Here is a 26,659-nt window from a genome sequence, read left to right as displayed (position 1 = left end):
GGCCGACGTGACCTCCACCGACACCCTGGACGGGGCCCGCGACGCCGCGGGCCCCGCCCGGTCCGACGACCTCGCCGCGGCACTGCAGACACCCGAGGCGCGGCAGGACCCGTACCCGTTCTACGCCCGCATGCGGCGCGAGCACCCGGTCTACCGCAGCGACCAGGGCATCTGGTACCTCACCCGGTACGCCGACGTCGAGGCAGCCCTGGGTGACCTGCGGCTGTCCAACGACCGGGACCGGATGACCCGCGCCTACGTCGCGCTCGGCGGCGACCTGAAGGCCTTCAGCCGGCTCTCCGACCGGCTCGGCCGGGTGATGTCCAACACCGACCCGCCGGACCACGCCCGGCTGCGCAAACTGGCCAACCGGGCCTTCACCGCCCGGCGGGTCGAAGGCCTGCGCGACGGCATCCAGCGGATCGTCGACCGGCTCATCGACGAGGCGGTCGCGGCCGGGCCGGCCATGGACCTGATCGAGGCGGTCGCCTCCCCGCTGCCGATGTCCGTCGTCTGCGAGCTCTTCGGCATCCCGGCCGAGGACCTCCCGCAGGTCAACGCCTGGTTCAGCCGCTTCGGCCGGCTCAGCGAGGACATCGACAAGTCCGAGGAGGCGATCGGGCAGTACGAGGAGTACCTGTCCGGGCTCATCCGGCAGCGCCGGCGTGAACCCGGCGACGACCTGATCAGCGCCCTGGTCGCCACCCAGACGCAGGACGACCGGCTCACCGACTCCGAACTGCTGTCCACCTGCTTCGTCCTGATCACCGCCGGCGACGAGACCACCACCCACCTCATCGGCAACAGCCTGCTGGCCCTGCTGCGCCACCCCGACCAGCTGGCCCGGCTGCGCGCGGACCCGGGGCTGATCCGCGGCGCCGTCGAGGAGCTGGCCCGCTACGACACGGTGACCCAGGCGATCGTCCGGGTCGTCGCGGAGGACCTGGAGATCGGCGGGCGGACGCTGCGCGAGGGCGAGCTGGTGTACCTGTTCCTCGGCGCGACCAACCGCGATCCCGAACGCTTCGAGGACCCCGACCGGCTCGACCTGTCCCGCGCCGGCAACCGGCACCTGAGCTTCGGCAACGGCCCGCACTTCTGCCTGGGCGGACCGCTGGCCAAGCTCCAGGCCGAGGTGGCCGTCGGCACGCTGGTCCGTCGGCTGCCACAGCTGCGGCTGGCCGACGGGGCGGTGCTGGACTGGCGGCCCAACCCGCTGCAACGGCGGCTGAGCGCCCTCCCGATCACCTACTGACCGATGAACGACGACGAAGGAGAACCGACCATGGCCCGAGAGTTCGAGGTCCGCCGGGAGCAGGCTTTGGCCGTCACACCCGAACAGGTCTGGGACGCGGTCGCCACCGGCGCCGGCAACCTCGGCTGGCTGTACCCCATGGAGGTCGAGCCGCGCGTCGGCGGAAAGGCCACCCGTGGTGACTCCACCGTCGTGGCGTGGGAGCCGCCGCGGCACTTCGCCGTCCGGGCGACCCAGGACGGCGGGTTCTCCAACACGCTCACCTACCGGATCGAGCCGGCCGACGGCGGCACGAGCCACCTGCGGATGGGGATCCACTGGGTGCACACGGGCGTCGTCGACGACGCCTGGAGGTGGGAGGCCAAGTCGGACGCGGCCGAGAAGCACGTCGACTTCTACCAGCACGGCCTCGCCGAGTACCTGCGGCACTTCCCGGGCCGCCCCGCCGTCTACGTCAGGGCCCAGCGCCCCGAACCCACCTCCGACCCGGCCGACTTCGCCGCCCTGCGCCGCCGCCTCGGCCTCGCCGACGACGCGGCCGTCGGCGACCGGTTCCCGCTCCACGTTCCCGGCCGGGACAGCGGCCCGGAGGAGGTGGTCGTCGACTGGCTCAGCACCGACTTCCTCGGGCTCCGCGGCCCCGACGCGCTCTACCGCTTCTTCAACGGCAGCACCTGGGACGTGCCGATCTGGCTGGGGCACCACCTGTTCGCCGGGGACGCCGACGAGCAGCAGGCCACCAAGGCGTGGAACGCCTGGCTCAACGACCCCCAGGCCTAGGACCTTCGATGGAAACCTCTGTGGAGACCCCCGTGCAAACCCCTGTGCAAACCGCTGTGGAAACACTGCTCTACGCCGCCGAACTCGTCGAGGAGAACGGCAGTTACACCCTCGTCGTCCAGGACGTGCGGCGGGACACCGTCCAGACCACCCCGGTCCCCAGGGCCATGGTGGACAAGCTCCCGGTCTTCCTCTCGGCGCTCAGCGCCAAGCTCGCCTCCGCACCGGCGCGCAGCCGCTGGTAGACCCCGGCGGCCGGCGGCCGATGCCGTCCCGGGGCTCCCGCAACCCCGTGCGGCATCGGCCGCCGGCGAGGAACGTGCTCCACAGCCTCCAGCCGTCCGGGACGGGCACCGGCACCGCAACGCCGCGCACCGTCTCCGGGCTGATGCGGGGGGTGAGTTGACGGGGTTTCCGGAAGATGAATGCGTCGACCTTCTTGTCGAACGAATGGCCGATCGCAATGATGCATCCATGACACCCCTTATGGCGAGGCCATGGCGCCGCGCGTGGAAGAGAGCGCTCTCATTGGTACCCGTCGTCGCGCTCACGGTGGCGGCCACCGTCGTCGTGACGGCGAACGTCGAGGCGGCCGTGCCCCCGACACCGTCGGGCTTCTCACTCACCTGGAGCGACGACTTCAACGGTGCGTCCGGGACCGGCATCGATCAGAGCCTGTGGAAGTACGACACCGGGCCGGGCAGCAACTTCGGCACCGGCGAGATCGAGACCATGACCAGCAGCACCTCGAACGTCTACTACGACGGCCAGGGCCACCTGGTGCTCCAAGCCCTGCATTCCGGCTCCGACCCGCGGGCCGGCTGGACCTCCGGGCGCGTGGAGACCCAGTCGGCGTCCTTCGGCGCCCCGGCGGGCGGCGTCGTGCGCATCGAGTCCGTCCTCCAGCAGCCGAACGTCAGCACCGCCAACGGCGCCGGGTACTGGCCGGCCTTCTGGATGCTCGGCGCACCCCTGCGCGACGGTGTGACCTGGCCGAAGTCCGGCGAGATCGACATCATGGAGGACATCAACGGCCGCAGCTCCGTCTTCAGCACGATCCACTGCGGTGTGAACCCGGGCGGTCCGTGCAACGAGTCGACCGGCATCGGTTCGGGCGAGCGCGCCTGCTCCGGCTGTCAGACCGGCTTCCACGACTACGCGACGGAGATCGACCGTTCGGTGTCACCGGAGCAGATCCGGTTCTACCTCGACGGGAACAACTACTTCACCGTCAACGCCGGCCAGGTGGACGCCACGACCTGGGCCAACGCGATCGACCACCCGTTCTTCATCATCTACGACCTGGCGATCGGCGGCGGCTTCCCGGACGCCTTCGGCGGGGGCCCGAACGCGGCGACGGTCTCCGGCGGCAAGCTGGTCATCGACTCGCTGGCCGTCTACAACAAGGGTCCTGGCTCCGGCGGTGGCGGCGGTGGTGCGGTGACGGGCCAGACGATCACCGGTCCGGGTGGCAAGTGCGTGGACGTGGCGGGTGACGACGTCGGCGGTGACGGCACGGCCGTGCAGCTGTGGGACTGCCAGTCGGGCGCCAAGGACCAGCACTGGACCTGGAGCGGCCAGACCCTGCAGACCCTCGGCAAGTGCCTGGACATCGTCGGCGGCAACAGCGCCGCAGGGACGAAGCTGCAGCTCGCCACGTGCAACACCGGCGGCTACCAGTCCTGGGTGCGGCAGTCCGACGGCTCGTTGCGGAACCCGGCCAGCGGCCGGTGCATCGACTCCCCGTCCGGCGCCACCGCCAACGGCACCCGGCTGCAGATCTGGGACTGCAACGGCGCCGCCGCCCAGAAGTTCGCCATCGGCACCCCGATCTACGCTCCGGGTGGCAAGTGCGTGGACGTGGCGGGCAACGACACCGGCGGTGACGGCACCGCGGTCCAGCTCTGGGACTGCCAGCAGGCCACCGCGCTCGACCAGAAGTGGACCTGGAGCGGCCAGACCCTGCGCACGCTGGGCAAGTGCCTGGACATCGCCGGCGGCAACAGCGCCGCCGGTACCCAGCTCCAGCTGGCCACCTGCAACGGCGGCGGCTACCAGAACTGGGTCGCCAACGCGGACGGTTCGTTGTCGAACCCGACCAGCGGCCGGTGCATCGACTCGCCGTCGGGTGCCACCGCCAACGGCACCCGGCTGCAGATCTGGGACTGCAACGGCTCCGGCGCCCAGAAGTTCTCCCTGGCCTGAGAACCAGCAGGACTACCTTGCCGACAGCTGTTGAGCCTGCCGGCGCGGTCGTGGCTGCTGTGGGGCAGCTCCTGCCCCACAGCAGTGCGCTGCATCTCCACGGAGGTGCCGCAGAGCAGTCTTCTGCGGGCCGGAACCGAGGGATCGGTATGCGTCACGAAAAGTCATCGGTCGGCAATCTTCGGTCCAGTTCGAACATCTGACATGGTGCGGGTCCATCGTTGACACCATGTGAGAAATCGGACGTGCCTGACCCTGTGGGCGCGTGCGAGTCGCTCGCTGTCGCGGCCTGGACCGGGCGGCGGTGGTGTGCGGGGGCGGGGACGGTCCGGCGGAGTGCCGCAGGGGACGGGTCCGTCCTGTGCGACCGCACCGCTGCCGGTTTCCCGGGGCCTGCCGGTCCCCGCCGTCGTGGTGCCGACCGGAAGGAGAGACAGTGATGTCTTCCCGTTCTCGCCGAGCCTGGCCCTTACCGCTGACACGCCGCTCCCGGCGTCGTCCCCTGACAGCCGCGGCGTGCTCCGCCGCCCTGGTCCTGACCGGCCTGGTCGCCATCGCGGCCGCGCCGGCCCAGGCGAGCACGGGGGGTCGGATGGCCTACGTCACGAACCTGCGCGGCAATTCGGTCTCGGTCATCGACACCGCGAGCGGCACGGTCACCGCGACCGTTCCCGTCGGCAGGTTCCCCGAAGGGGTGACCCAGTCACCCGACGCCTCCCGTGTGTACGTCGTCAACGACGGGGACAACACCGTCTCGGTCATCGACACCGCCACCAACACGGTCACCGCGACCGTGCCCGTCGGCGCGGTCCCCGGTCCGGCGGCGGTCTCCCCCGACGGCTCCCTGCTCTACGTGGGCGACAACATCGCCCCGGCCGTCGGCGGGGTCACCGTGATCGACACCGCCACCAACACGGTCACCGCGACCTTCGCCACCGGCAGCCAGCCCTTCGGCATCGCCTTCACGCCCGACGGCGCTCATGCCTACGTCGCCAACTTCGTGGGCAGTTCGGTCTCGGTCGTGGACACCGCCACCAGCACGGTCACCGCGACCATCGCCGACCCCAACGCCAGGACACCCGCAGCCGTGGCCGTCTCCCCCGACGGCGCCCACGCCTACACGGCCAACTTCAACAGCAACACCGTCTCGGTCATCGACACCGCCACCAACACCATCACCGCCCTCATCCCCAATCCCGGCGGGCCGGAGGGGATCGCGGTCACCCCGGACGGCGCCCACGTGTACGTGGCCAACGCCAACGCGAACAACATCTCGGTCATCGACACCGCCACCAACACGGTCACCGGCACGACCGCCGTCGGCTCGGGGCCCGTCGGCGTCGCGGCCGACCGGACGGGCGGCCGCGCCTACGTCACCAACTCCGCCTCCAACACGGTCTCGGTGATCGACACGGCCACCGGCACCGTCACCGGCACCGTCCCGGTGGGCACCACCCCGTTCGGCGTCACCGTGACGCCGCCACCGGTCGCCGTCACCGCGATCACCCCCGGGCACGGCCCGGCCGCCGGCGGCGGCACCGTCACCATCACCGGGACCGGCCTGGCCGGCGCCGGCGCCGTGAACTTCGGCGGCACCCCGGCCACCGACGTCACCGTCGTCAACGACCTGGAAGTCACCGCCACCGTCCCGGCCCACGCCGCCGGCACCGTGGACGTCACCGTCACCACCCCCGCCGGCACCAGCCCCGCATCCGCAGCCGACCAGTACACCTACATCGCGCAGCCGACCGTGACCGCGGTCAGTCCCAGCAGCGGACCCACCGCCGGCGGCACCCCGGTCACCGTCCACGGCACCGGCCTGACCGGCGCCACCGCCCTCACCTTCGGCCCGGGCAGCCCAGCCACCACCGTGTCCTGCACCACCGACACCACCTGCACCACCACCTCCCCGGCGCATGCGGCGGGCACGGTCGACATCCAGGTCTCCACCCCCGGCGGAACCAGCCAGACCAGCGGCGCGGACCAGTTCACCTACGTCCCGCCCACCGCCGACATCGCCGTCACCGTCACCGGCCAGCCCCACCTGGGCATCCTGGTGCCCTACCTCACCTACACCCTGACCGCCCACAACAACGGCCCCGACCCGGTCACCTCGGCCACCGTCACCGCGACCCTCCCGCCGGGCACCGGCGCCACCAGCCCCTCACCCGGCTGCACCACCGCGGCAACAACCGTGACCTGCACCTACGGCAGCATTGCCAACGGCGCCGGCAGCGCGAAGTCCTTCCGCGTCCCGCTGAACCTGCTGTCCCTCGGGCCCGTCCCGGTCACCGCCTTGCGGACAGCCTCCGCGCCCAGCGACACCACGCCCGCCAACGACGCCGGCAGCGCCACCTGCACCGTCATCTCCTTCATCCTCGCCACCTGCCCCTGACCCCTCCCTCCGCCCGGTGGTCCGGCACACGCACACGCCGGACCACCGGGTGCCGCCACGGACCCATCACGGTGGGGGACTCGCGCGTGAGCCGGGTCCGCCACCCACCCGATGGCCGCGCGCCCTTCTGCGGCAGTGTGCCCACTCCACCCCGCACCGCAGTCGGTCTGATCACGCGGCCACCAACGGAACTTCCTTGACCTGGAGCGCGCTCCAGGTGCGAGAGTCGGGGTTGCGCGCCCTCCGTCCACGAGGGCGGCCGCACGTCGGCGGAGCGGCTCGCGCTGCCCAATGAGCATGCGGCAAGGGTCGGCAGTCCGCCGGCGAACTGCTGCGCCGGCGACAGCACTTGTCATGAGAAGACCGCCTGGTGCCAGGCGCAGACCAACATCCAGCAGGGGGCATTCGGCATGACCGGAACGACGCGCACACTCGGCAACAGCGGTATCGAGGTGAGCCCGATCGGCGTGGGCTGCTGGGCCATCGGCGGCCCGCTGCACGCCGGGGGCGAGCAGTTCGGCTGGGGCGCGGTGGACGACGCGGAGTCGACCGCAGCACTGCACCGGGCCTTCGACCTCGGGGCGACCTTCTTCGACACCGCGAGCAACTACGGTGCGGGCCACAGCGAGACCGTCCTCGGCCGGGCCTTCGCGGGCCGCCGCGACCAGGTGGTCATCGCCACCAAGTGGGGCAACACCTTCGACGAGTCCACCGGCGAGGCCACCGGCCAGGACGCCACCCCCGCCTACCTCCGCACCGCGATCGACGGCAGCCTCCGCCGCCTCGGCACCGACTACGTCGACCTCTACCAGTTCCACATCTCGGACGCCCCGCTGTCCGCCGCCCTCGACCTGGTCGACACCCTCGAAGACCTGGTCGTCGCAGGCAAGATCCGCGCCTACGCCTGGTCCACCGACGACCCCGCCAGGGCCGAGGGCTTCGCCACGAAGGCTCCCCACTGCGCCGCCGTCCAGCACGACTTCTCGGTGCTCAACCCGGCGGCCGAGATGGTCGCCGTGGTCGAGTCCCTCGGCGTGGCCTCCGTCGCCCGCGGCCCGCTCGCGATGGGCCTGCTCTCCGGCAAGTACCACGACGGCCGCCGCGTGGCCGCCGACGACGTCCGCGCCCAGGGCCACCAGTGGATCCCCTACTTCGGGGAGGACGGCACCGGCAGTGCCGACCACCTGTCCCGCATCGACGCCGTCCGCGAGGTCCTGACCTCCGACGGCCGGACCCTCGCCCAGGGCGCCCTCGCCTGGCTGCTGGCCCGTACGGACGCCGTCATCCCCATCCCCGGCTGCCGCACCGTCGCCCAGGTGGAGGAGAACCTCGCTGCCCGGTCCCCGCTCACCCCGGGCGAGTTCGCCCAGGTGGAGTCCCTGCTCCGGGGCTGACCCGCCGGCGCGGGCCCGCACCAGCATGGTGCGGGCCGCGCCGTCGCCGGGTGGAGCCGGGAGTGTGAACCAAGGTGTGAGTGGGGTGTGAGCCGGGTGTGAGGCGGCGAACGGCCTACAGCCCCAGGTCCAGGGGCAGGCACGAGTAGAAGGTCCACGACCGTTCCGGGTTGTAGGGGTTCGGCTCCCCGGGCTCCGGGACGTCCCTGATCTCGGTCATGTCCTCGAAGCGGATGCGCTCGGGCAGGCTGCTGAACCGCGCACGCCGAGCCGCGGCAGCGACCTCGGTGACTTCGTCGTCGTTCATGGTCCTCTTCCGCTCTCTTGTCGCGGGTGTCCTGCTATCCGTGCTCCCTCAGCATGCTCCCCATTTCGTCACCGGTCAAGACGGTTATAGACGAGGGTGGGTCGGACGCGCTGGCGGCCCCGAGGGGGCAGCCGGGTGACAGCTGCTCCCTCGGGGGCTTGACGACGTCCTACGTCGTGCCGCCCGCGTCAGCGGCCCGCACTCGCCGCTTCCTCGATGACCTGGGCGACCAGGGCCGGGTGGGAGACCGCGACGGAGTGCGAGGCGGCCACCTCGGTGATGTGGGAGTGGGCGCGGCGGGCCATGAAGAGCTGCGCGGCCGCAGGGATGTTGAGGTCCTGGGTGGTGACCACGTCCCAGCTGGGCTTCTCCTGCCAGGCCGCGGCGGTGGCCTGCTCCGCCAGGGCGCTCTGGGCGATGGGCCGCTGGGTGGCGGCCATGACGGCGGCCTGGGCGGCGGGCACGTCGGCGGCGAACTGGTGGCGGAACTTGTCGGCCTGGATGTACAGGTCGGTGGTGGGGGCGCCGCCCGCCGGGGTGTAGGTGACCGGGTTCAGTGCGTCCGGGAGTGTGGAGCCGGGGAACCTGTTGGTGAGTTCCAGCGCCGTCTCGCCCGGGGCCGGGAGGAACGCGGCCACGTAGACCAGTGCCTTGACCTGTGGGTCGTTCGCCCCGGCCGCGCTGATGACGGAACCTCCGTAGGAGTGCCCCACCAGGACCTTGGGTCCCTTGATGCCGTCCAGGACACTGCGCAGCACCGCGGCGTCGGCGGCCGGCCCGCGCAGTGGGTCGGCGGGAGCGACGACCGGGTAGCCGTCCGACCGCAGCCGGGTGATGACGCTGCTCCAGCTGGAGCCGTCGGCGAACGCGCCGTGCTCCAGGACGATGGTGGGCTTGGCCCGTTCGACGGTCACGGTGGGAGTCGTGGCGTTCGCCGAGCCGCCGATGGCGACCGAGCCCAGCACGACACCGGCCGCGACGGCCGGGACCACGGCCGTCGTGAACCACCGCTTGCGTCGGTTCCTGTTGCCTGCCATGGGAGAACCCCTTCCGGGTGAGAGCGATGTGTGTGGCGGGAGGCCGCCTCGTGCCGTGCGCCGCACGGCCCTGGTGCTCCGCTGCGGGCGCCGCCGAGGGGGCTTGCCGGGCTCCACACTCGCGGCCGGGCCGTGGCCGGGGGATCCGTCACATGACGGTCGGTTGCCGGGCTCCGTGCCGCGGGCTTCCCTACGTCACGCGAACCGCCCGGGCCGACCGTGGATGCCAGGGCTCGCAGGCGGCACCGCGGTCCCGGTCCCACCTGACCGTCAACTGACTGATGTGCCGGAGCGGTGCTCGGCCGAGAGTAGGTGACGCCGGGCTGGTCGCCCGCGAGGGCCACCGGACAACAGCGGCTGCCACGACGCGCCGGCCCGAGGCGGCGTGCCCCCGCGTACCGGCACCGTCGCCGCGCCGGCCGGCCCACCCCCGTCCTCGGTCCCGTCCCCGTCCCGCCTCGCCCCGCCGTCATCGGCCGAGGGCCCGGCCGGCACGAACGACCCGTCCGACGGCATGCCCACCAGAAGGAGAACACCGTGAGAACCAGCAATCCGATCCTGTCCAAGCGGGGATTCAGCCGCGTCGCAGCCCCGGGGACGGGGGTCACGCAGCCCGGGTCGGTCGCCGTGCCGGCCGGTGCGCAGCTTCCCGGCGCCCGCGCCGGGAGCCCCTACGCGGGGTTCGACGTCCCCGGCCCCGCCGAGGACGTCTCCGCCGGCGGCACGCCCATGACACTGGACGACGTGGTGGTCCGGACCGCCGCGAGCCTGGGTACGGTGGCGCTGGCGGCGGTGCTCTCCTGGACCCTGCTGCCCGTGGACGAGACCGGCGTCAACCGCTCGTACGGCATCGCCGCCGGCTGCGCGCTGGTGGCGTTCGTCCTGTCGCTCCTGCAGACGTTCAGGCGCACGCCGTCACCGGTGCTGATCCTCGGCTACGCGGCATTCGAGGGCGTCTTCATCGGTGTCCTGTCCGATGTCACCTCGACGTACATCGCCCCCGGGGTCGTCGTCCAGGCGGTGCTCGGGACCCTGGCGGTCTTCGCCGGCGTGCTGATCGCCTACCGGATGCGCTGGATCCGTGTCACCGCCCGGTTCACCGGCTTCGTGCTGGCCGCGGCGACCGGGTTCGTCCTGCTGGCCCTCGCCGACCTGCTGTTCTCGGCCTTCGGCGGCGGGAACGGGCTCGGCTTCGACAGCGGCGGCCTCGGCATCGCGTTCGGCGTCGGCGGGATCGTCCTCGGCGCCTGCTTCCTGGCCCTGGACTTCCGGCAGGTGGAGGACGCCGTGGCGGAAGGCGCCCCGCGTGAGGAGGCCTGGCTGGCCGCCTTCGGGCTCACCCTGACCCTGGTGTGGATCTACCTGGAGGCGCTCCGGGTGCTGACGCTGCTGCGGGGTGACGACTGATGCCACCGCCGTCCGCCATCCGCCGTCCGCTCTGCGTGCCCCGGCGGTAACAGGGCCCGGAGGCCTGACGGTTCGTCGATCAAGCCGCTCTGCACGATGGGCGGCGCCCTGTGAAAGGACCCACACCATGTCCCGGTCGGAGCGGCCGCGTCCCGCGCTGCCACACGCTGCCACCAGGATTGCGGCACTGCTTGCACCGGGGGCGCTCGCGGAGTCGCTCGCCCGCAGCACGGGGTCGTGGGTGCCGGCGGAGCGCGCCGACGCCGCCACCGTGGCCTGGCTCGTCGCAGGCCGGCTCCCGGCATCGCTGCCGTCGGCCTCCTACTGGTTGCGGCCCTTGTCGCCAGGCGGTGAAGGCCGCAGCGAGTAGGCCGCCGCACAGTAACCGCCTTGACGGGTGACGATGGCCCATGGAAAAGTCGTCACCTGTCAGAACGGTTACTCATCTCGAAGGAACGCCCCCATGGCAGTCGTCCGCATCCATCTCGTCTCCGCGCTGAGCCCGTCGGCCGTACGGGAGGTGCTCACCGACTTCGGCCCCTCCCGTCCGCAGGCCTGGTCCACGATCGACGCCGAACACTTCACGGTCCACGAGCTGGGCGCCGACTGGGCCGAAGTGACCGAGGGGACCGCCGCGGCCTGGGAGCGTGCCCGCTACGACTGGGCCCCCGACGGCGACACCGTCACCGTCACGACGCTCGACTCGAAGCTCTTCGGTGCCGGCGGCGGCTGGGTCTTCCGGATGACCCCCGAGGGCGACGGCACACGTGTCGACGTGGAACTGACCCGCCGACCCAGTGCACTCAAGGGGAAGATCCTCGCCTCGCTGCTCCCCGTCGTCGCGCCCTCGGCCCTGCGCAAGTCCCTCGCCGGGCCGCTGCAGGCTGCGTGAAGGGGCAGTCGTACGGTCCGCGGTGCGGTGACCGGCCGGCATCCGGCGGCTGCCCGGCGTGCGGCACGTCCCGACACACATGTTCGCCCACGGCCGTGGACTGGTCACTTCACACGTGTGCCGGGTAGGTTGTCCGGGCGGGAGGCGAAACTGCCTGCCAACCGCCTGTTCGCCGCCTGGCCCTGATGTGGGGGCGCGGAGGAAGGTTGGGCCGGTAAGCGCGGCCTTCCTCCTCCGGCGGCCCGGGACCGGTCACCCCGGGACCGGTCATTCCGGAGCAGGGGAGCCCGGGAGAAGGGGAGCGCGAGGCGCGCCTCGTCCGGGCGCCCCGCAGCAGGTGGTCGCAGTATCCGAAGGACCGGGGCGCACCCCGGCCTGTCCGGGGAAGGGAGCAGGAGGTGGAGTCGCTCGCGTCGCCCATCGTGGGCCGGGAAGCGGAGGAGTCGGTTCTCTCCTCGTTCGTCACCTCGCCCGGGGGCCAGGCCCTCGTGGTCAGGGGTGAGACGGGCGTGGGGAAGAGCGCCTTGCTGAAGCACGTCGCCGAGCAGGCGGCGGGTGCGGGGTTCCGGGTGGTCCGGGCGGTCGGTGTCGAGGCCGAGTCGAACCTGCCCTTCGCCGGCCTGCACCAGCTGCTCCATCCGCTGCTCACGCACGCCGAGCACCTGGACGGCGTCCACCGGGTCGCCTTCGACGTGGTGTTCGGGCGCAGCCGCGCGGAGGCCCCGTCCGTCATGACGCTGGGCACCGCGGTCCTGGACCTGATCACGGTCGCGGCCGGGCAGTCGCGCCTGCTGCTGGTCCTCGACGACGGCCAGTGGTTCGACGCGGCCAGCACCGCGGTCTGCGGCTTCGTGGGCCGTCGTCTCGCCGGGAGCACCGTGAAGCTGCTCGTCGCCATGCGTCCCGAGGCGTCCTCGGGCTTCGAGTCGGCTGCCCTGCCGGTCCTCCCGGTGCCGTCGCTGTCCGAGCCCGCCGCGACCCACCTGCTGGACACACGTCATCCGCACCTGGACCCGAAGGTCCGCCGCCGAGTGCTGGAGGAGGCCCAGGGCAACCCCCTCGCACTGCTGGAACTCCCGTCCTACCTCAGCGCCAACACCGCCGAGCACACCTTCGACATGCTGTCCGGGTACGGGCTCGTCCCCCTGCTCGACCGGTTCCAGCAGGTGTACGGGGCGCGCATCGCGGCCCTCGGACCGGCCCTGCGGACGGAGCTCCTGCTCGGAGCGCTGGACGGCGTGAACGCCGGAGCGGTGACCGGCCTCGCGGGGTCCGCGCGGTACCGCATGCGGGACGTCGACGAGGCGGTGGCGGCAGGCCTGCTGGACCTCGACCCGGGCAGCGGCGAGTTCGTGTTCCGGCACCCGCTGGTGCGGTCGACGGTCGTACGGTCGGCCGCCCCGAACGCCCGCCGGGCCGCCCACGGCACCTTGGCGCAGGTGCACCGCAACGACATCGAACGCCGGGCCACCCACCTGGCCGCCGCCACGGTCGACCCGGACGAAGGGGTAGCCGCAGCGCTGCAGGAGGCAGCCGAGTCGGCGACCCGGCGAGGCGGTGCCGCCGCCGCGGTGACCTGGCTGACCCGCGCGGCGGAGCTGAGCGAGACCCGCGAGGACCGGTCCCGCCGGCTGGCGAACGCCGCGTTCGTGGCCGGGCACGCCGGACTGCTCGACCGCGCCCAGCGGCTCCTCGACACCGACCGCGGGCCGAGCGAGACCGAATCGGCGGCCGCGGTCCTGGTCTCCGCCTACACCGCGCTCTACGAGGACGGCGACGTGCGGTCCTCGCACCGGCAGCTGACGGCGGCCGTCGAGCGCAGGCGTGACAGCGGGCCGGCCGGGCCGGACGAGGAACTCGCCAGGCTCGTCAACCTCCTGCTGGCCATCAGCCAGTACGCCGGCGACAACGACACCTGGCAGCGGACCCACCGGCTGCTGGACTCCCTGGGCGACCTGGTCCCTTCGAAGTCGCGGATCTACCAGGACGCCTGGAGCGACGTGGTCCGCCGGGGCCGCGGCGTCCGCGAGCGCGTCGCCGCGGCGTACGCCGCCTTCCCGCACCTGGACCCGTGGGACATCACCCGCCTCGGCGTCGCCGCCTACCACGTCGACACCCTGGGCGACCACCGGACGCATCTCGCCCGCAGCGTGGAGCGCGAACTGCAGACCGGAGCCGTGGTGAACGGCATGACCATGCTGCACCTGATCATGCTCGACCAGATCGCCTCGGGCGACTGGGAAGCGGGCGAGCGAACCGGACAGCGTGTGCTGAAACTGACCACGGCGCACGGCAACGTGCTGTTCGCCCACCACAGCCAGGCCTACCTGGCGCTCCTCGCCGCCCTGCGCGGCGACCTCGACCGGGCCCGCGAGCTGCAGGCCGTCGTCGACCGCTGGGCCCGCCCCCGCAGGATCGGCTTCCTCACCCAGATCACCGACGCCGTGGCAACGGTCGCCGCCCTGAGCGAGGGGGACTACGAGAGCGCCTACCTCTGCGCGACCGGCATCACCCGGCCCGGCACCTTCGAACCCGGTGCCCATCAGGCCTCACGCACCCTGCTCGACCTCGTCGAAGCCGCCCTGCACACCGGCCGGGCCCGGGAGGCCCGCGAGCATGCGCTGGCGGCGCAGGCGGCGCAGCTGCCCGACGTCTCACCCCGCCTCGCCCTGGTCACCTTCGGGGTGCTCGCCATGACCGCCGAGGACGACGACCGGGCGGCCGAGCTGTTCCGGCAGGCCGAGACCCATCCCGGGGCCGCCGACTTCCCCTTCGAACGGGCCCGCATCCGCCTCGCGCACGGCGGCCGGCTGCGCCACAGCCAGGGGCCCAGGGCCGCACGGCAGGTGCTGGGCCAGGCCGCCGAAGCCTTCGAACAGCTCGGCGCCGGGGCCTGGGCCGAACGGGCCCACGCCGAACTGCGCGCCTGCGGGGCGCCCGCGCAGCACCGTTCCACCGACCCGGCGGCACTGACCTGGCAGGAGCTCCGGATCGCCGACCTCGCCGCACGCGGTCTGACCAACAAGGAGATCGGGGAGCGGACACACCTGTCCCCGCGCACCGTCAGCTCCCACCTGTACCGGGTGTTCCCGAAACTGGGCATCACCTCGCGCGCGGCCCTGCGGGACGCCCTGGCGGCGATCCCGGACGACGCCGGCGCGGGATCCTAGGCGGGCTCTATCCGGCCGCGCCGCCGGACGCCGCGGCCCGGTGGGCGGCGCTCTCCAGGGTGTACGTCACCGACCGGTCCTCCTTGTGACGCTGCACCTGGCCCTTCGCGACCAACGACTCCAGGGTGTTCCGCACGACCTGCGGGGTCGGCTCGCGGGCCGGGTGCTTCGCCATCAGCTCGTCGCGCAGGTCCTTCGCCAGGCGCGGCTCGCTGTACCCGGCGAGCAGCTCCAGCAGGATGTCCCCCAGCAGCGGCCGCTGCGCCCTCCCCGTCCCGCCGGCCCGCGCGGCAGCCGTGGGTGACGCCGCCACGGCGGGTGCGGACTTCGCGCGCCGCTGCGGCCGGGCGGGAACCGGTTCGTCCTCTTCGCCCTGTTCGTCCTGGGCCTGCTCCGGGAGGGGGGAGGGCTCCGCGCCGTCCTGGTAGTGCTCGGCCAGCGTCATGATGTCGATCAGGAGCGCCTCCTCCTGCTGCAGCGACTTGAGCTTCTCGGCCAAGTCCTGCTGTCGGCGGCGGTTCTCCTCCAGATCCGACGCGGCCTGTGCGACGTACCGCGATCGGAGCGTGGTGGCTGAATGGCTGGTCACAACCGGTCACTCCTCCGTACATAGATGCTGCTGCGCATGTCTCCACACCGAGATCCGGGACACCTGGACGGACACCTGGACGGGTGTCGAGGCGGTGAGCACGTCGCAACGTGATTCGCCACCCGTACCGCCCCGATCAGGGCCTCTCCGGGGACCTGCCCCGAGGTGTGCCGCTGAACCGTCGGCGGCGACCATCCTGGCACATCTCCTGGTCGCCCGGGCCGGCGCGCGGGATCCGGGGCCCGAACGAGATCTGCCGCGCCGTCCGCACAGGTCGCACACGTCCTCCGGTGAGCCAATGGTGCACGGGACTCGTGGCACACGTGTTCCGACGTGCTGGGCACCGACGGCCGGCGGGACCGTCGAATGACCCAGGGCACGACCGGTCACCCGTCGCGACGGGTACGCGTCGCCGGCCGTCACCCTTCCGGAGTCACCGCGCCGACCTGCGTGTTTGCCGCCACGGCCCGGGTCCGCCCGCTCGGGCGGGCCGTCACCCGGCGCCGGCTGCCGCCGCCGTCAACTGACTGATGTGCACGCCCCGTGCACCGGGCCAGTCTGAATCCCGTCAGCAGCGGACCGCACGGCGCCCACTCCGGCCGAGCACACCCTGCAACCACAGCCCCGGGAGCGGCAGTTCCGCCGGCACCGGGCCCACCCCCCTGGAAGGGACTTCGATGAAACGAATTCTGGCGGCCATCGCGGCCGGAGTACCTCTGGCCGCCGCTGTCTACGCGCCGGGCGCCTCGGCGGCCACCGCGTACAGCTGTGTGAGCCCTGCGGTGAAGGCCCCGGCCGGTACCCAGGTGGAGAGCGTCACGGCGGTCGCCCACGCTGCGGGCACGTTCGACGTGCCCGCGGTGTTCCCGCTGCCGGCCGGGCAGGTCGCGGACGTGCCGGCGTTCTGCGACGTCACGGTCACGCTCACCCACCCCGGCCAGGGCGATCACGCCCACGTCCGGGTGTGGCTGCCGCAGCAGAACTGGAACGGCCGACTGCAGTCGGTGGGCGGCAGTGCCTACGCCGCGGGCGACTACGGCACCGATCTGGCCGGGGCGGTGAAGGGCGGGTACGCCGCCGCCACCACCGACGCGGGTGTCGGTACGTACCTCGACGCGAGTTGGGCGCTGGGGGCTGACGGCAAGGTCAACACCGGGCTGCTGCAGAACTTCGCCTCGCGTTCCGAGCACGAGGCGGCGGTCCTCGCGAAGCAGGTCGTCGCCGGCCACTACAGCCGGGCGGCCTCGTACTCCTACTTCACCGGCTGTTCGACGGGCGGGCGTCAGGGCTACGCGGAGGCCCAGGCCTACCCGGAGGACTACGACGGGATCCTCGCCAACGCCCCCGGCATCAACTGGGACGAGTTCGAGGTCGCCACGCTGTGGCCGCAGGTGGTGATGAACGAGCAGAAGACGTACCCGACCGCCTGTGAGTTCAAGGCGTTCACCGACGCGGCCGTCCAGGCCTGCGACCCCAACGACGGCGTCGTGGACGGCCTGCTGTCCGACCCCGACCGCTGCGGCTACGACCCGCGCCGGCTGGTCGGCAAGACCATTGAGTGCGACGGCAGGCAGGTGACGGTCACCGCGGCCGACGCCGAGGTGGTACGCAGGATCTGGGACGGCCCGCGCACCGCCTCGGGCCGGAAGCTGTGGTCCGGCGTCCCGGTCGGGGCGGACCTGAGCGGCCTTGCGGGCACGACCACCGGGGCCGACGGGAAGTCCGTGGGAACGCCGTTCCCGGTGCCGGCCGAGTGGGTGTCCGGGTGGGTGGCGAAGCAGCCCGCGTTCGATGTCTCGACCATCACCTACGGCCAGTTCGCCCAGCTCTTCAAGCAGTCCCAGTCCGAGTACGACAAGGTCATCGGGACGGACGATCCCGACCTGTCGGCGTTCCGCAGGGCCGGCGGCAAGCTCATCACCTACCACGGCACCGCTGACCAGTACATCCCCACCGACGGCACGGTGAAGTACCGTCAGCAGGTCGAGCAGCGGATGGGCGGCGCGAAGAAGACCGACGACTTCTACCGCCTCTTCCTCGCGCCGGGCACCGCCCACTGCGGGCTCAACGGCCAGAACAGCGGCCTGGCGGCCCTGACCGCCTGGGTCGAGCACGGCAAGGCACCGAAGACGCTGGCAGCCACGCTGACCACGGCCTCCGGGCAGAGCGTCAGCCGGAACCTGTGCGCCTACCCCTCGGTCTCGCGCTACAAGGGCGACGGTGACACCGCCGACGCCGCCAGCTTCCGCTGCACCCCAGCGTCCGGCCACTGAGCCGACTCGTCAGTGCCACGGCCCGCACCTCGTCCAGGGGTGCGGGCCGTGGCATTTCCACGGGCGGGTGGGGATCGCCGCCGGAGTGACGAGGTCGCACGGGCCGGGTGCGGTGCCGGGCAGCCTCTGAGCCGGGCTGCCGAAGCCGTGCCACGACAGCGAAGCGGCCGCCCGCGTGCCCCAGGGGGAGGGCGGCGCGGGCGGCCGTGGACTGACGGCCTGACGGCTGTCAGTCGGAGCGGACCTCGGGCGATCTGTGCAGAGCGGCAGCCCAGGCATCCCAGTCCGCGTCCCGCAGTTCGGTGCCGGCGGGCACCCGCTGGTAGGTCGCCGCCAGCCACTGAGCGAGCGGGGGCCGGGGGAGTTCGAACAGGGCCGTCCCGGCGCGCTGGTCGAGCCGCAGGCGCACCGCCCGTGTCCCCTCCGGGCCGACCGGCCAGATCTGCACGTCCCCCAGGCCGCCGAGCGCGGACAGGCCCTGATCGAGCAGATCCCGCCCCATCACCCAGGGGATGCGGCCCTCCGGCGCCACGAAGGTCACCGTGACGACCAGCGCGGAGGCCGGGTCGAACCGGAACTCCGCCCGCAGGGACCGCCGCTGTTCGCCGAAGCCCAGGAACTGGTGGATGTCCAGGGACAGCGGGCCGGGGGAGGCCACCGGGTGCCCGCTCGCTCCGGGCTGGTCGTCGCTCATGCCGCTTGGTCCTCTCGAATGACGGTGGCTTGCGACACCAACTCTCGACGCCCCCGCGCCGGCACACATCCGTAAGTTGACGGTCAGGTCCACCCGTACCGTCCACCACCGGTGACGCACGTCGGCGCCCCGCTCCGGGGCCGCCCGGCCCGCCGCGCGTGCTCTGCTGGATCCACCCGCAGGCCAGGACGCGGGACGGGGTGTGTCCGCGCCCGGTCACTTTCAGTCATTCGACTGATCCCCCACGAAGCACTCTCCAGCAAGCTGGGGTGGCGGCCGCATCGGTGCGGGCCGCCATCAGGCTCGGAGGACCAGTGGTGATCCGTACTCCCGTCGTGTTCATCCATGGCGCGTGGCTGCACGCACGGTCGTGGGAGTCCTGGGCAGCGCGGTTCGCCGGACACGGCTACACCACCTGTGCACCGGGGTGGCCCGGCGAAGCGCCCAGCGCGCGCGAGGCGCGCGAGCGTCCGGACGCCGTCCCCGACCTCGGTCTGGACGACCTGACCGAGCACTTCGCCGAGATCGTACGCTCCTTCGAGGTCCCTCCGGTGATCGTCGGGCACTCGGTCGGCGGACTGGTCGCCCAGCACCTGATCGGGGCCCGGCTGGGGCAGGCGGCGGTCGCCATCGCCCCCGCGCCGATCAACGACATCGCGGTGCCCACCCGCCCCGGGCCCGCCGCCGAGCCGTCCCGGGCCCCCGTCCTGCTCTCGCCCGAACGCTTCCGCGACGTGTTCGCCAACACCGTCGGCCCCGAGGAGTCCGAGCGGTTGTACGAGAGGTACGTGGTGCCCGTCCCGCGCCGCCTGCTCGACGACCTCGGGTGCGACGGCCGCCCCCGTCGTCAGAGCGCTCCCGTGGACACCGGCAACACGCGGCGCGGCCCGCTGCTGCTGGTCTCGGGCCAGGAGGACCTGCTGGTCCCCGACGTCGTGACCCGCACCGTGTACAAGGAGTACGGCGACTCCACGGCCCTCACGGACCTCAAGCAGTTCGCCGACCGGGGCCACTCGCTGGTCATCGACAGCGGCTGGCGGTTCGTCGCCGACCACGTGCTCGGCTGGCTCGACCGACGGGGCGTCCGACCCACCGGCCCAGACCCAGGCTCCGGTTCTGCCCCCGGTCCTGGCCGCTCCTGACCGACAGGAACCTCCCGGCTGCCCCGGTCACGGCGAGCCGATTCCCCGCAGCAGGGTGGCGACCACCAGGTCGGCTGCCGGGCCGGCCGCGAGATCCGGCTCCTGCCGGGCCGCCAGGTGCATGAGTTCCGGCAGCAGGGCCGCGGCCCAGCCCGCGGGCAGCGCGGCGCGGAGCAGGCCTTCGTCGGTGGCGCGTTGCAGAAAGGCGTCGACCTCGGCGACGACGACGTCCCGGCGTTCGCGGCTGTCCGGGTCGGCGAGCATGCGGGCGAGGTCGACCGGCCAGGTCCGGTTGACCTCGATGATGTTCTCCACGTAGCGGTGCAGGGCCACGGCGACGGGGGCCTCACGCAGGCGGGCGTCGGCGACGGCGTGCTCGACAGCCTCCAGACGGGCCGCGTAGATGCCCGCGAGGAGTTCCTCGCGCGAGGCGAAACGCCGGTACACGGTGCGTCGGTCCACCCCCGCCTGTTCGGCGATGGCCGAGATGCTGGCACCCGGGTCGGCGGCCAGCATCCGCGCTCCGGTGGTCAGCACAGCCTGGATGTTCCGCGCGGCGTCAGCTCTCATGTCGGGAAGTCTACCGGCCGTTGTGCAGTCTATAGCTGTGACCACCACGGACAGGCGGCATGAGTGCGTTCAAATGCGTCAGGCTTGTGGCAGTAGGCAGTGTCCTGCGATCGGTTGAGGCGTTGATATGACCAGGGTGGCGGGCGGGGGTGGTCTGACGGATGCGCGGTGGGCTCGGTTGGAGCCGTTGCTGCCGGTGGGCAATGGGCGTTGTGGCCGGTGGCGTGATTGTCGCCAGGTCATCGACGGGGTTCTGTACCGGGTTCGGACCGGGGGCGTTCGCGTGGTGGCTTCCCCGCCAAGGTCCACCTGAGCGCGGATGGTAGGTGCCAGTTCTGCCGTTGGTCCTGACGGCCGGCCAGTGTGCCGACTGCAGTCCACGCCCCAGACCCGACAGTGTGAGTGCGGACAGGATTTCGACCGGGAGGGCGGGCGCGCGGGCGCAAGTGATGGGTCGCACATGACGTTGTCCGGCTGGTCCGGTCGATCCCTCCTCGGCCGTGCCCGCAAATGATGATTCGTCAGAAATACTTGGCCAGGGCCGCATTGTTGTCGACGGTCCGGACGGATGTGCCGGATGTCTCACCATCGGGCCGTCGAGTCCGGGTGACCCCCGTAGTCGCGGTGGTCGTGCGGGCACGGGCCGTGCGGTGGCCCACGGGACGGATTCGGACGAGAAGGCCCGGTCCGTCCGGTACGGCGAGGATTCCGGAGGGAAGCGGAGCATGGACACCGAGACGCGGAGCCCGGCCGGGAGCGAGGACATGCCCGCCAAGGAGCAATTCGCCTACTGGCGGGACGTGATCGTGCAGACACGCGCCGCCGAGGTGACCAGCATCCACAGCGACAACTTCGCGGCGGACTTGCGGCGCGTGGAGCTGGGACCTGTCAGCCTCCTGAGATCGTCGTTCCCGCCGGCGCGGTTCCGGCGGACGGAGGCCATGGTTCGGCGCTCGAACCCGGAGGTGTGCCACCTGACGCTGCTCCTCGACGGAGGCATGGCGCTGACCCGCGGTGCCGGCCGGACGGAGACGTTCACGCCGGGTGACCTGCACATGGTCCACAGTTCGAACCCTTTCGACCTGCGGGCGCTCGGCGCCGTCGCCACCACTGGTGAAGAACACCGGGTCGAAGCAGTGGGCGTGGACTTCCCCGCATCGCTGATCCCTCTGCCGCCGCACCGAGTGAGCGACCTGCTCGCCCGGGGCCTCCCGGCCCGAGAGGGCGCGGGAGCGCTGCTCCCGCCGTTCCTCCTCGGTCTGGACCGACAGGCCGCCGCCCTGGGGCCCGCCGAGGCCTCCCGCCTGGGAACGGTCGTGATCGACCTGGTCACCGCCTGGCTGGCCCGGGAACTGGACGCCGAAGCCGCCGTCCCCGAGGACGTCCGGCACCGGGCCATGATGAGGAGCATCCAGGCCTTCATCCTGCGGAACCTGCACGACCCCGAACTGTCCCCGTCCGTGATCGCCACCACGCACCACATCTCCGTCAGCTACCTCCATCGCATCTTCACCCGGCACACGCGGGGCGAGACCCTCGCCGCCTGGATCCGCCGCCGGCGACTGGAGAGAGCACGACGCGACCTGGCCGACCCCGCGCTGCGGGCCATGCCGATCCACACCGTCGCCGCCCGCTCGGGCATCCCCCGCGCCTCCGACTTCAGCCGTGCCTTCCAGGCCGCGTACGGACTCTCACCCCGCGAGCACCGATACCGCGTACTGGCGGGCGAAACAGGCGAGTAGACGCAGTGCCAGGAAACCGTCGACTCAGCGACAACATGCCCCGACGACGCCTTGGCATCCTCCGTGAGAAGCCACTGCGGCAGCACGCCGCCTCTGCCTCGTACCGGACCTGTCGGCCGAACACGGAGGACCGGAACGCCCCGACGGCCCGGAACGCAACGAGCGAGCGGGCCGGGTCAGGAGGCTTCACCGTCGAATCATCGAGCGTGAGTGAGGGCCCGTCATGGGGTCGGTTGTGGGTGACCACGGCCGGTGGGGGTGGACCGCGGGGCGCAGAGCGCTCGCGGCATGCCTGTCCGCCGGCCTGATAGCAGGAATCGGGGCGACAGGCGCCCTTCCGGCAGCAGCCGCCGAACGGGCAGGAGTCGGCGGCGCACCGTCCTCGCCCTCGGCAGCTGCGCCGCCGGCGGGGACCGCGGAGACCCTGGCGGTGGCCGAGGCCAAGCGGACCGGGAAGCCCGTCGACGTCGCCACGATGCGCACCGAGACCAGAGACGTCGTCGCGCAGCCGGACGGCCGGCTGAAGTCGACGACGTACCTGCAGCCCCAGCGGGTGCGCCGCTCGGGTACGTGGGTCGACATCGATCCGACGCTCCAGGTCCGTTCCGACGGGTCGGTGGCACCCAGGGCGGTCACCACAGACATCGCCTTCTCGGGCGGTGGCAGCGTTCGGCCGCTCGTCACGATGGCCTCGGCGGGCAAGCAGCTGAGCCTGACCTGGCCCCAGGCCCTCCCGAAGCCGGTCATCACCGGCACCAGCGCCGAGTACCGCTCCGTCCTGCCGGACGTCGACCTGAAGCTCACCGCCACGCGGACCGGCTTCACCCAGGTCTTGGTCGTCCACACTCCCCAGGCTGCCAAGAACCCGCAACTGGACGCACTGCGCCTGGGCATGGAGGGCCAGGGCGTGACGATCCAGAAGGCCGCGGACGGCTCGCTGCGCGCCGTCGACAAGGCTGCGGGAGGCACCGTCTTCGAAGCCCCTGTCCCGTTGATGTGGGACTCCTCCACCGGGCAGGGCCCGGCGGCCGACGTTGCCGAGGGCGCCGTTGCGGCAACACCCGCGGGCGACCCCGGCGGTGACCCGGCCGTCGTGCCGCAGCCGGGTGCCCGGGTGGCGAAGGTCGCCGTCGACTTCCCCACGGCCCAGGACAGGCTCGTCCTGACCCCCGACCAGGCGCTGCTGGACGATCCCGCGACCGTGTTCCCCGTGATGATCGACCCTGCCTGGAGTTCTCCGCACGCCGGAGACTGGGCCGGCGTCTCCCGGTCCTACCCGAACCAGCCGTACTGGCACTACAACCCCGACTTCGGTGTCGGCTACTGCGGTGACACCGCACGGTGCGCACCGACCGACGTCAAGCGGGCGTTCTTCCAGATCCCGACCAGCCAGTTCATCGGCAGGCAGATCCTGTCTGCGACGTTCGGCGCGTGGGAGAGCCACTCCTACTCGTGCACGAAGAAGCCCGTGGAGCTGTGGTCCACCAGCTACGTGTCGTCGGGCACGACGTGGAACTCGCAGAACGCGGCGGGGTTCTGGAGCCGGAATCTGCAGACGGTCACCGAGGCCAAGGGCTGGAGCGGTTCGGGCAGCACCTGCAGCGCGGGCGGCTGGCTGGAGTTCGGCGGCACGACCTCGGACACGGTCCGCGCGCTGGCGCAGGACGCGGCGAACTGGGGCTGGCCGACCACCACCTTCGGCCTGAAGGCCGCCAACGAGAGCGACACCTACGCCTGGAAGCGTTTCACCAACGACGCCTACCTGTCGGTGTACTACAACCTGCCGCCCCGTCAGCCCGCCGCGAGTGACCTCAGCATGCAGCCGGGAGCGGTCTGCTCCGGCACCCCCGTGCAGGTCAACATGATGCCGCAGCTCACCGCCGTCCTCAGCGACCCGGACGGCGAGGCGATCGGCGCCCAGTTCGCCCTCGGCTGGGACGACGGCACCGGCTGGCAGCGGCGCTGGTGGAACACCGGCAGCGAGGGGACCGCACCAGCTTCCGGCACCTTCAAGGGATCCGGCTCCCTCTTCAACATCCAGCCGCCGGCCGGCACACCCACCGACCGGTACTTCACCTGGGAGGTGCGGGCCTGGGACGGCGCCGGCTGGGGTCCGTGGAACTCCGACGGGGACCCGAGTGCCTGCTACGTCCGCGTGGACGTCTCCGCACCGGACGGTCCCAACGTCACCTCGTCCTCCTACCCGGTCACCGACAACCCGGCCGCACCGCTCCCGTGGGCCGACGGCGTCGGCCGCTACGGGTCCTTCACGATCGATTCCACCGCCACCGACGTCGTCAAGTACCAGTGGGGACTGGACGTTCCGGCCTCCGCGAACCACGAGGTGGCTACCACCGCCGGCGACCCCCGGACGATCGACATCCTGCCGGACGCCCCCGGTGTCCATCTGCTCCACGTCAAGGCGATCGACGGCTCGGGCAACTCCTCCCAGCAGGAGGTCTATTACTTCAACGTGCTCAACGGCCAGGGCCAGCGCACCGGCTGGGCGATGGACGAGGCCTCCGGCACCCCGCCGGCGGGCGGCGGGGCCGCCATCACCTCGACGCTCAACCCCGGCACCTCACTCCAGGCCGCCGGGCACACCGGGACGGCGATGGCCTTCGACGGCACGACCAACGCCTACGCCGACGGGCCGGCCGGTCTCCTGGACACGAGCAGGAGCTTCACCGTCTCGGTTTGGGTGAACGTCGCCGACACCGCCGTCTCCCGGACTGCGGTGAGCCAGGCCGGTACGGACACCGGCTTCTTCGCCCTGGGCGCGCGCGGCGGCACGTGGTCCTTCACCACCTTCAGCAAGGACGTCGCCAGCGGCTTCGGCTGGCAGTCCGCCAACGGCAACGCCGTCGTCGTCCCCAACCGCTGGACCCACCTGACCGGCGTGTACAGCGCCGAGACGGCGAAGGTCCTGCTGTACGTCGACGGGGTGCTCGTGTCCAGCGCCGCGGCGCCGGCGTCCTTCGCCGCGTCGGGCCCCGTCGAGTTCGGCCGGATGCGCTACATGGCCAAGTACGTCGACCCGTGGAAGGGCTCCCTCGACGAGGTCCGCATGTGGGACCGAGTTCTGGCCCCCTCCGAGATCGTCAAGATCGCTACCGACCAGAACCTGACCACGGGCGTCCCGGCCAAGGCCGTGTGGCACCTGGACGAGCCGGTCGGCGCCACCACCACGGCCGCGGCCCCGGAGGCCGACGTCCTGGCACTCACCGGCGCCGCCCGGACCGGCGCTGCCGGCCTCAACGGCTCCGCCCTGCAGTTCGACGGCACGGACGGCTACGCCAGGACCATCCGGCCACAGGTCCAGGGCACCAGGAGCTTCACCGTATCCGCCTGGGTCAAGTCGCCGAGGATGGCGGACACGGACAGCAGCGTCCGCACGGCCGTCTCCCAGGGCGGCGTCCACAGCGACGAGTTCAGCCTCTACTACTCCGGTTACTGGAAGCGATGGGTCTTCGGCCGCTACAAGGAGGACTCCGACACCGACACCCTCGTGCGCGCCATGCAGCCCGACTGCACCCCCGGCACCGCCGTCAACGGCGCCCCGTGCTTCAACGGCCTCGACGACCAGTGGACCCACCTCGTCGGCGTCTCGGACCTCACGGCCAAGAAGCTGCGCCTGTACATCAACGGCTACCTCGTCGGAGAGTCCGACTACACCCAGACCACCCCGTGGGCGACCCCCGGTGCGCTGCGGATCGGCGCGGTGTACCGCAACGGCGTCCACAGCCAGTTCTTCACCGGCGACATCGACGACGTGCGCGTGTACGACCGCGTGGTCACGGGCCCCGAGGTCACGAACCTCGCCAGTGTCAACGCGAAGCTCGTCGGGCACTGGGCGCTCGACGGCGCCACCGGCAGCCCGGCGACCACCCCGGACGCCTCCGGGGCGGACGCCTCGGCCACCCTCACCACCGGTGCCTCCGTCACCACCGGTACTGAACTGTTCGGCGACACGGACGGGGTACTGACCCTGGACGGCATCGCCGGGGCAGCGGAGAGCACCGCCACCCCGCTGCACACCGACCGCAGCTTCACCCTGACGGCGTGGGCGAACACCGCGGGCACACCGACCCGGGACATGACGGTCCTCTCGGTGCCCGGCGCGTCCGGCTCGGTGGTGACGGTGCGCTGGCACTACCGGGGCATCAACCCCGACACCCAGCTGCCGTTCGGTGAATGGCAGGCCGTCATCAGCGACAAGGACGCCCCCGCGCCGGCCACGGCCGTCGTCTCCCACGTCACGGTCGAGGCCCGGAGCGAGAACTGGACACACCTCGCGCTCGTCTACGACGGCCTGGCCGGGAAGCTCTCGCTGTACGTCAACGGGGAACCCGACCGGACCGGGTGCGGGGCGATCGACTCCTGTGACGGCCCCAGCAACAAGCGTCCGCTCTTCCGGCCGTTCGACGCCGCGGCCAGCGGGACGGTCACCGTCGATCTCGGCCGCACCCGGACGGGTGGCGCCTGGCAGGAGTACTTCTCCGGCCAGCTGAACGACGTCCGTGTCTACCAGGGTGTCCTCGGCCTGCAGCAGATCGGCCAACTGGCCGCCTAGACAGGGCCGACACCGGGGCCGGTTCGCGACCGGCCCGCTCGAACGAAGGGGCCGGGCGGCCCGAGAGCCGCCCGGTTCCTTCGTGAACCCGTCCGCCTCGTCGTGGACTGCCACCCCAAGCCGCGGTCGCCCACAGCACCGCACCCCAGCGCCCCGAACGGGGGCGCCGATCGGAGGAACGCATCCATGAGTTCACCAAGAGCTGCCGTGCGGCGGTCCCGGCCCAGGACGGCA

19 protein-coding genes are annotated in these 26,659 nt (G+C 72.1%); 14 read left to right on the top strand and 5 right to left on the bottom strand.

The features are described from left to right. Window positions 1-7 precede the first annotated feature (7 nt). The 6 genes from ACFUK0_RS02395 (at window position 8) to ACFUK0_RS02370 (ending at window position 8,029) form a co-directional block, all read left to right on the top strand. Entirely contained in the window at window positions 8-1,255 is a 1,248-nt protein-coding gene (locus ACFUK0_RS02395) for a cytochrome P450 (RefSeq protein ID WP_380246131.1), read from the top strand. Window positions 1,256-1,285: 30 nt separating this feature from the next. Then, a complete protein-coding gene (locus tag ACFUK0_RS02390) occupies window positions 1,286-2,035 on the top strand; it encodes an SRPBCC domain-containing protein (protein ID WP_380246130.1) in 750 nt (249 codons plus the stop codon). Between the two features lie 56 nt (window positions 2,036-2,091). After that, window positions 2,092-2,280, top strand: a complete 189-nt coding sequence (locus tag ACFUK0_RS02385) for a hypothetical protein (protein WP_380246129.1) — start codon at window positions 2,092-2,094, stop codon at window positions 2,278-2,280. Between the two features lie 283 nt (window positions 2,281-2,563). Beyond that, window positions 2,564-4,240: a ricin-type beta-trefoil lectin domain protein gene (locus tag ACFUK0_RS02380; RefSeq protein WP_380246128.1), complete on the top strand. Its 1,677-nt coding sequence runs from the start codon at window positions 2,564-2,566 to the stop codon at window positions 4,238-4,240. A 592-nt stretch (window positions 4,241-4,832) separates the two neighbouring features. Next, window positions 4,833-6,635, top strand: a complete 1,803-nt coding sequence (locus tag ACFUK0_RS02375; protein WP_380246127.1) for an IPT/TIG domain-containing protein — start codon at window positions 4,833-4,835, stop codon at window positions 6,633-6,635. A 410-nt stretch (window positions 6,636-7,045) separates the two neighbouring features. Then, window positions 7,046-8,029, top strand: a complete 984-nt coding sequence (locus ACFUK0_RS02370; RefSeq protein WP_380246126.1) for an aldo/keto reductase — start codon at window positions 7,046-7,048, stop codon at window positions 8,027-8,029. Window positions 8,030-8,144: 115 nt separating this feature from the next. Here ACFUK0_RS02370 and ACFUK0_RS02365 read toward each other — a convergent pair whose 3' ends face one another. Continuing rightward, window positions 8,145-8,336: a hypothetical protein gene (locus tag ACFUK0_RS02365; protein WP_380246125.1), complete on the bottom strand. Its 192-nt coding sequence runs from the start codon at window positions 8,334-8,336 to the stop codon at window positions 8,145-8,147. A 188-nt stretch (window positions 8,337-8,524) separates the two neighbouring features. Then, the gene (locus ACFUK0_RS02360) at window positions 8,525-9,373 is read right to left on the bottom strand and encodes an alpha/beta fold hydrolase (protein ID WP_380246124.1); all 849 of its coding nucleotides are present in this window, start codon (window positions 9,371-9,373) and stop codon (window positions 8,525-8,527) included. A gap of 537 nt (window positions 9,374-9,910) precedes the next feature. Between ACFUK0_RS02360 and ACFUK0_RS02355 the strand changes: the two genes are divergently transcribed. The 3 genes from ACFUK0_RS02355 (at window position 9,911) to ACFUK0_RS02345 (ending at window position 14,842) form a co-directional block, all read left to right on the top strand. Next, window positions 9,911-10,780 (top strand): Bax inhibitor-1/YccA family protein, encoded by an 870-nt coding sequence (locus ACFUK0_RS02355; RefSeq protein ID WP_380246123.1) that lies wholly within the window; start codon window positions 9,911-9,913, stop codon window positions 10,778-10,780. 463 nt (window positions 10,781-11,243) lie between these two features. Then, complete coding sequence (locus tag ACFUK0_RS02350) at window positions 11,244-11,672, top strand: hypothetical protein (RefSeq protein ID WP_380246122.1); 429 nt, start codon at window positions 11,244-11,246, stop codon at window positions 11,670-11,672. A gap of 398 nt (window positions 11,673-12,070) precedes the next feature. Next, window positions 12,071-14,842: an AAA family ATPase gene (locus tag ACFUK0_RS02345; RefSeq protein WP_380246121.1), complete on the top strand. Its 2,772-nt coding sequence runs from the start codon at window positions 12,071-12,073 to the stop codon at window positions 14,840-14,842. A gap of 7 nt (window positions 14,843-14,849) precedes the next feature. Here the strand turns inward: ACFUK0_RS02345 and ACFUK0_RS02340 are convergent, their stop codons facing one another. After that, window positions 14,850-15,431 (bottom strand): hypothetical protein, encoded by a 582-nt coding sequence (locus ACFUK0_RS02340; RefSeq protein WP_380246120.1) that lies wholly within the window; start codon window positions 15,429-15,431, stop codon window positions 14,850-14,852. A gap of 677 nt (window positions 15,432-16,108) precedes the next feature. Here ACFUK0_RS02340 and ACFUK0_RS02335 point away from each other — a divergent pair. Continuing rightward, on the top strand, window positions 16,109-17,704 hold the full coding sequence (locus tag ACFUK0_RS02335) for a tannase/feruloyl esterase family alpha/beta hydrolase (RefSeq protein WP_380246119.1): 1,596 nt from the start codon (window positions 16,109-16,111) through the stop codon (window positions 17,702-17,704). A 229-nt stretch (window positions 17,705-17,933) separates the two neighbouring features. Here the strand turns inward: ACFUK0_RS02335 and ACFUK0_RS02330 are convergent, their stop codons facing one another. Further along, on the bottom strand, window positions 17,934-18,398 hold the full coding sequence (locus ACFUK0_RS02330; protein WP_380246118.1) for an SsgA family sporulation/cell division regulator: 465 nt from the start codon (window positions 18,396-18,398) through the stop codon (window positions 17,934-17,936). Between the two features lie 317 nt (window positions 18,399-18,715). On the opposite strand from ACFUK0_RS02330, the gene ACFUK0_RS02325 reads away from it, so the two are divergent. Continuing rightward, entirely contained in the window at window positions 18,716-19,540 is an 825-nt protein-coding gene (locus ACFUK0_RS02325; RefSeq protein ID WP_380246117.1) for an alpha/beta hydrolase, read from the top strand. A 27-nt stretch (window positions 19,541-19,567) separates the two neighbouring features. Here ACFUK0_RS02325 and ACFUK0_RS02320 read toward each other — a convergent pair whose 3' ends face one another. After that, complete coding sequence (locus tag ACFUK0_RS02320; protein ID WP_380246179.1) at window positions 19,568-20,056, bottom strand: TetR/AcrR family transcriptional regulator; 489 nt, start codon at window positions 20,054-20,056, stop codon at window positions 19,568-19,570. 181 nt (window positions 20,057-20,237) lie between these two features. Between ACFUK0_RS02320 and ACFUK0_RS02315 the strand changes: the two genes are divergently transcribed. From ACFUK0_RS02315 to ACFUK0_RS02305, 3 genes are all read left to right on the top strand, one after another. After that, window positions 20,238-20,423 (top strand): transposase, encoded by a 186-nt coding sequence (locus ACFUK0_RS02315; RefSeq protein ID WP_380246116.1) that lies wholly within the window; start codon window positions 20,238-20,240, stop codon window positions 20,421-20,423. A gap of 412 nt (window positions 20,424-20,835) precedes the next feature. Next, window positions 20,836-21,852 (top strand): helix-turn-helix domain-containing protein, encoded by a 1,017-nt coding sequence (locus ACFUK0_RS02310; protein ID WP_380246115.1) that lies wholly within the window; start codon window positions 20,836-20,838, stop codon window positions 21,850-21,852. A gap of 430 nt (window positions 21,853-22,282) precedes the next feature. Further along, complete coding sequence (locus ACFUK0_RS02305) at window positions 22,283-26,425, top strand: LamG-like jellyroll fold domain-containing protein (protein WP_380246114.1); 4,143 nt, start codon at window positions 22,283-22,285, stop codon at window positions 26,423-26,425. Window positions 26,426-26,659: the final 234 nt, after the last annotated feature.

This window comes from Kitasatospora sp. NPDC057223 (assembly GCF_042669755.1).
GTDB lineage: Bacteria > Actinomycetota > Actinomycetes > Streptomycetales > Streptomycetaceae > Kitasatospora.
This window is presented reverse-complemented; position numbering and strand designations above follow the sequence as displayed.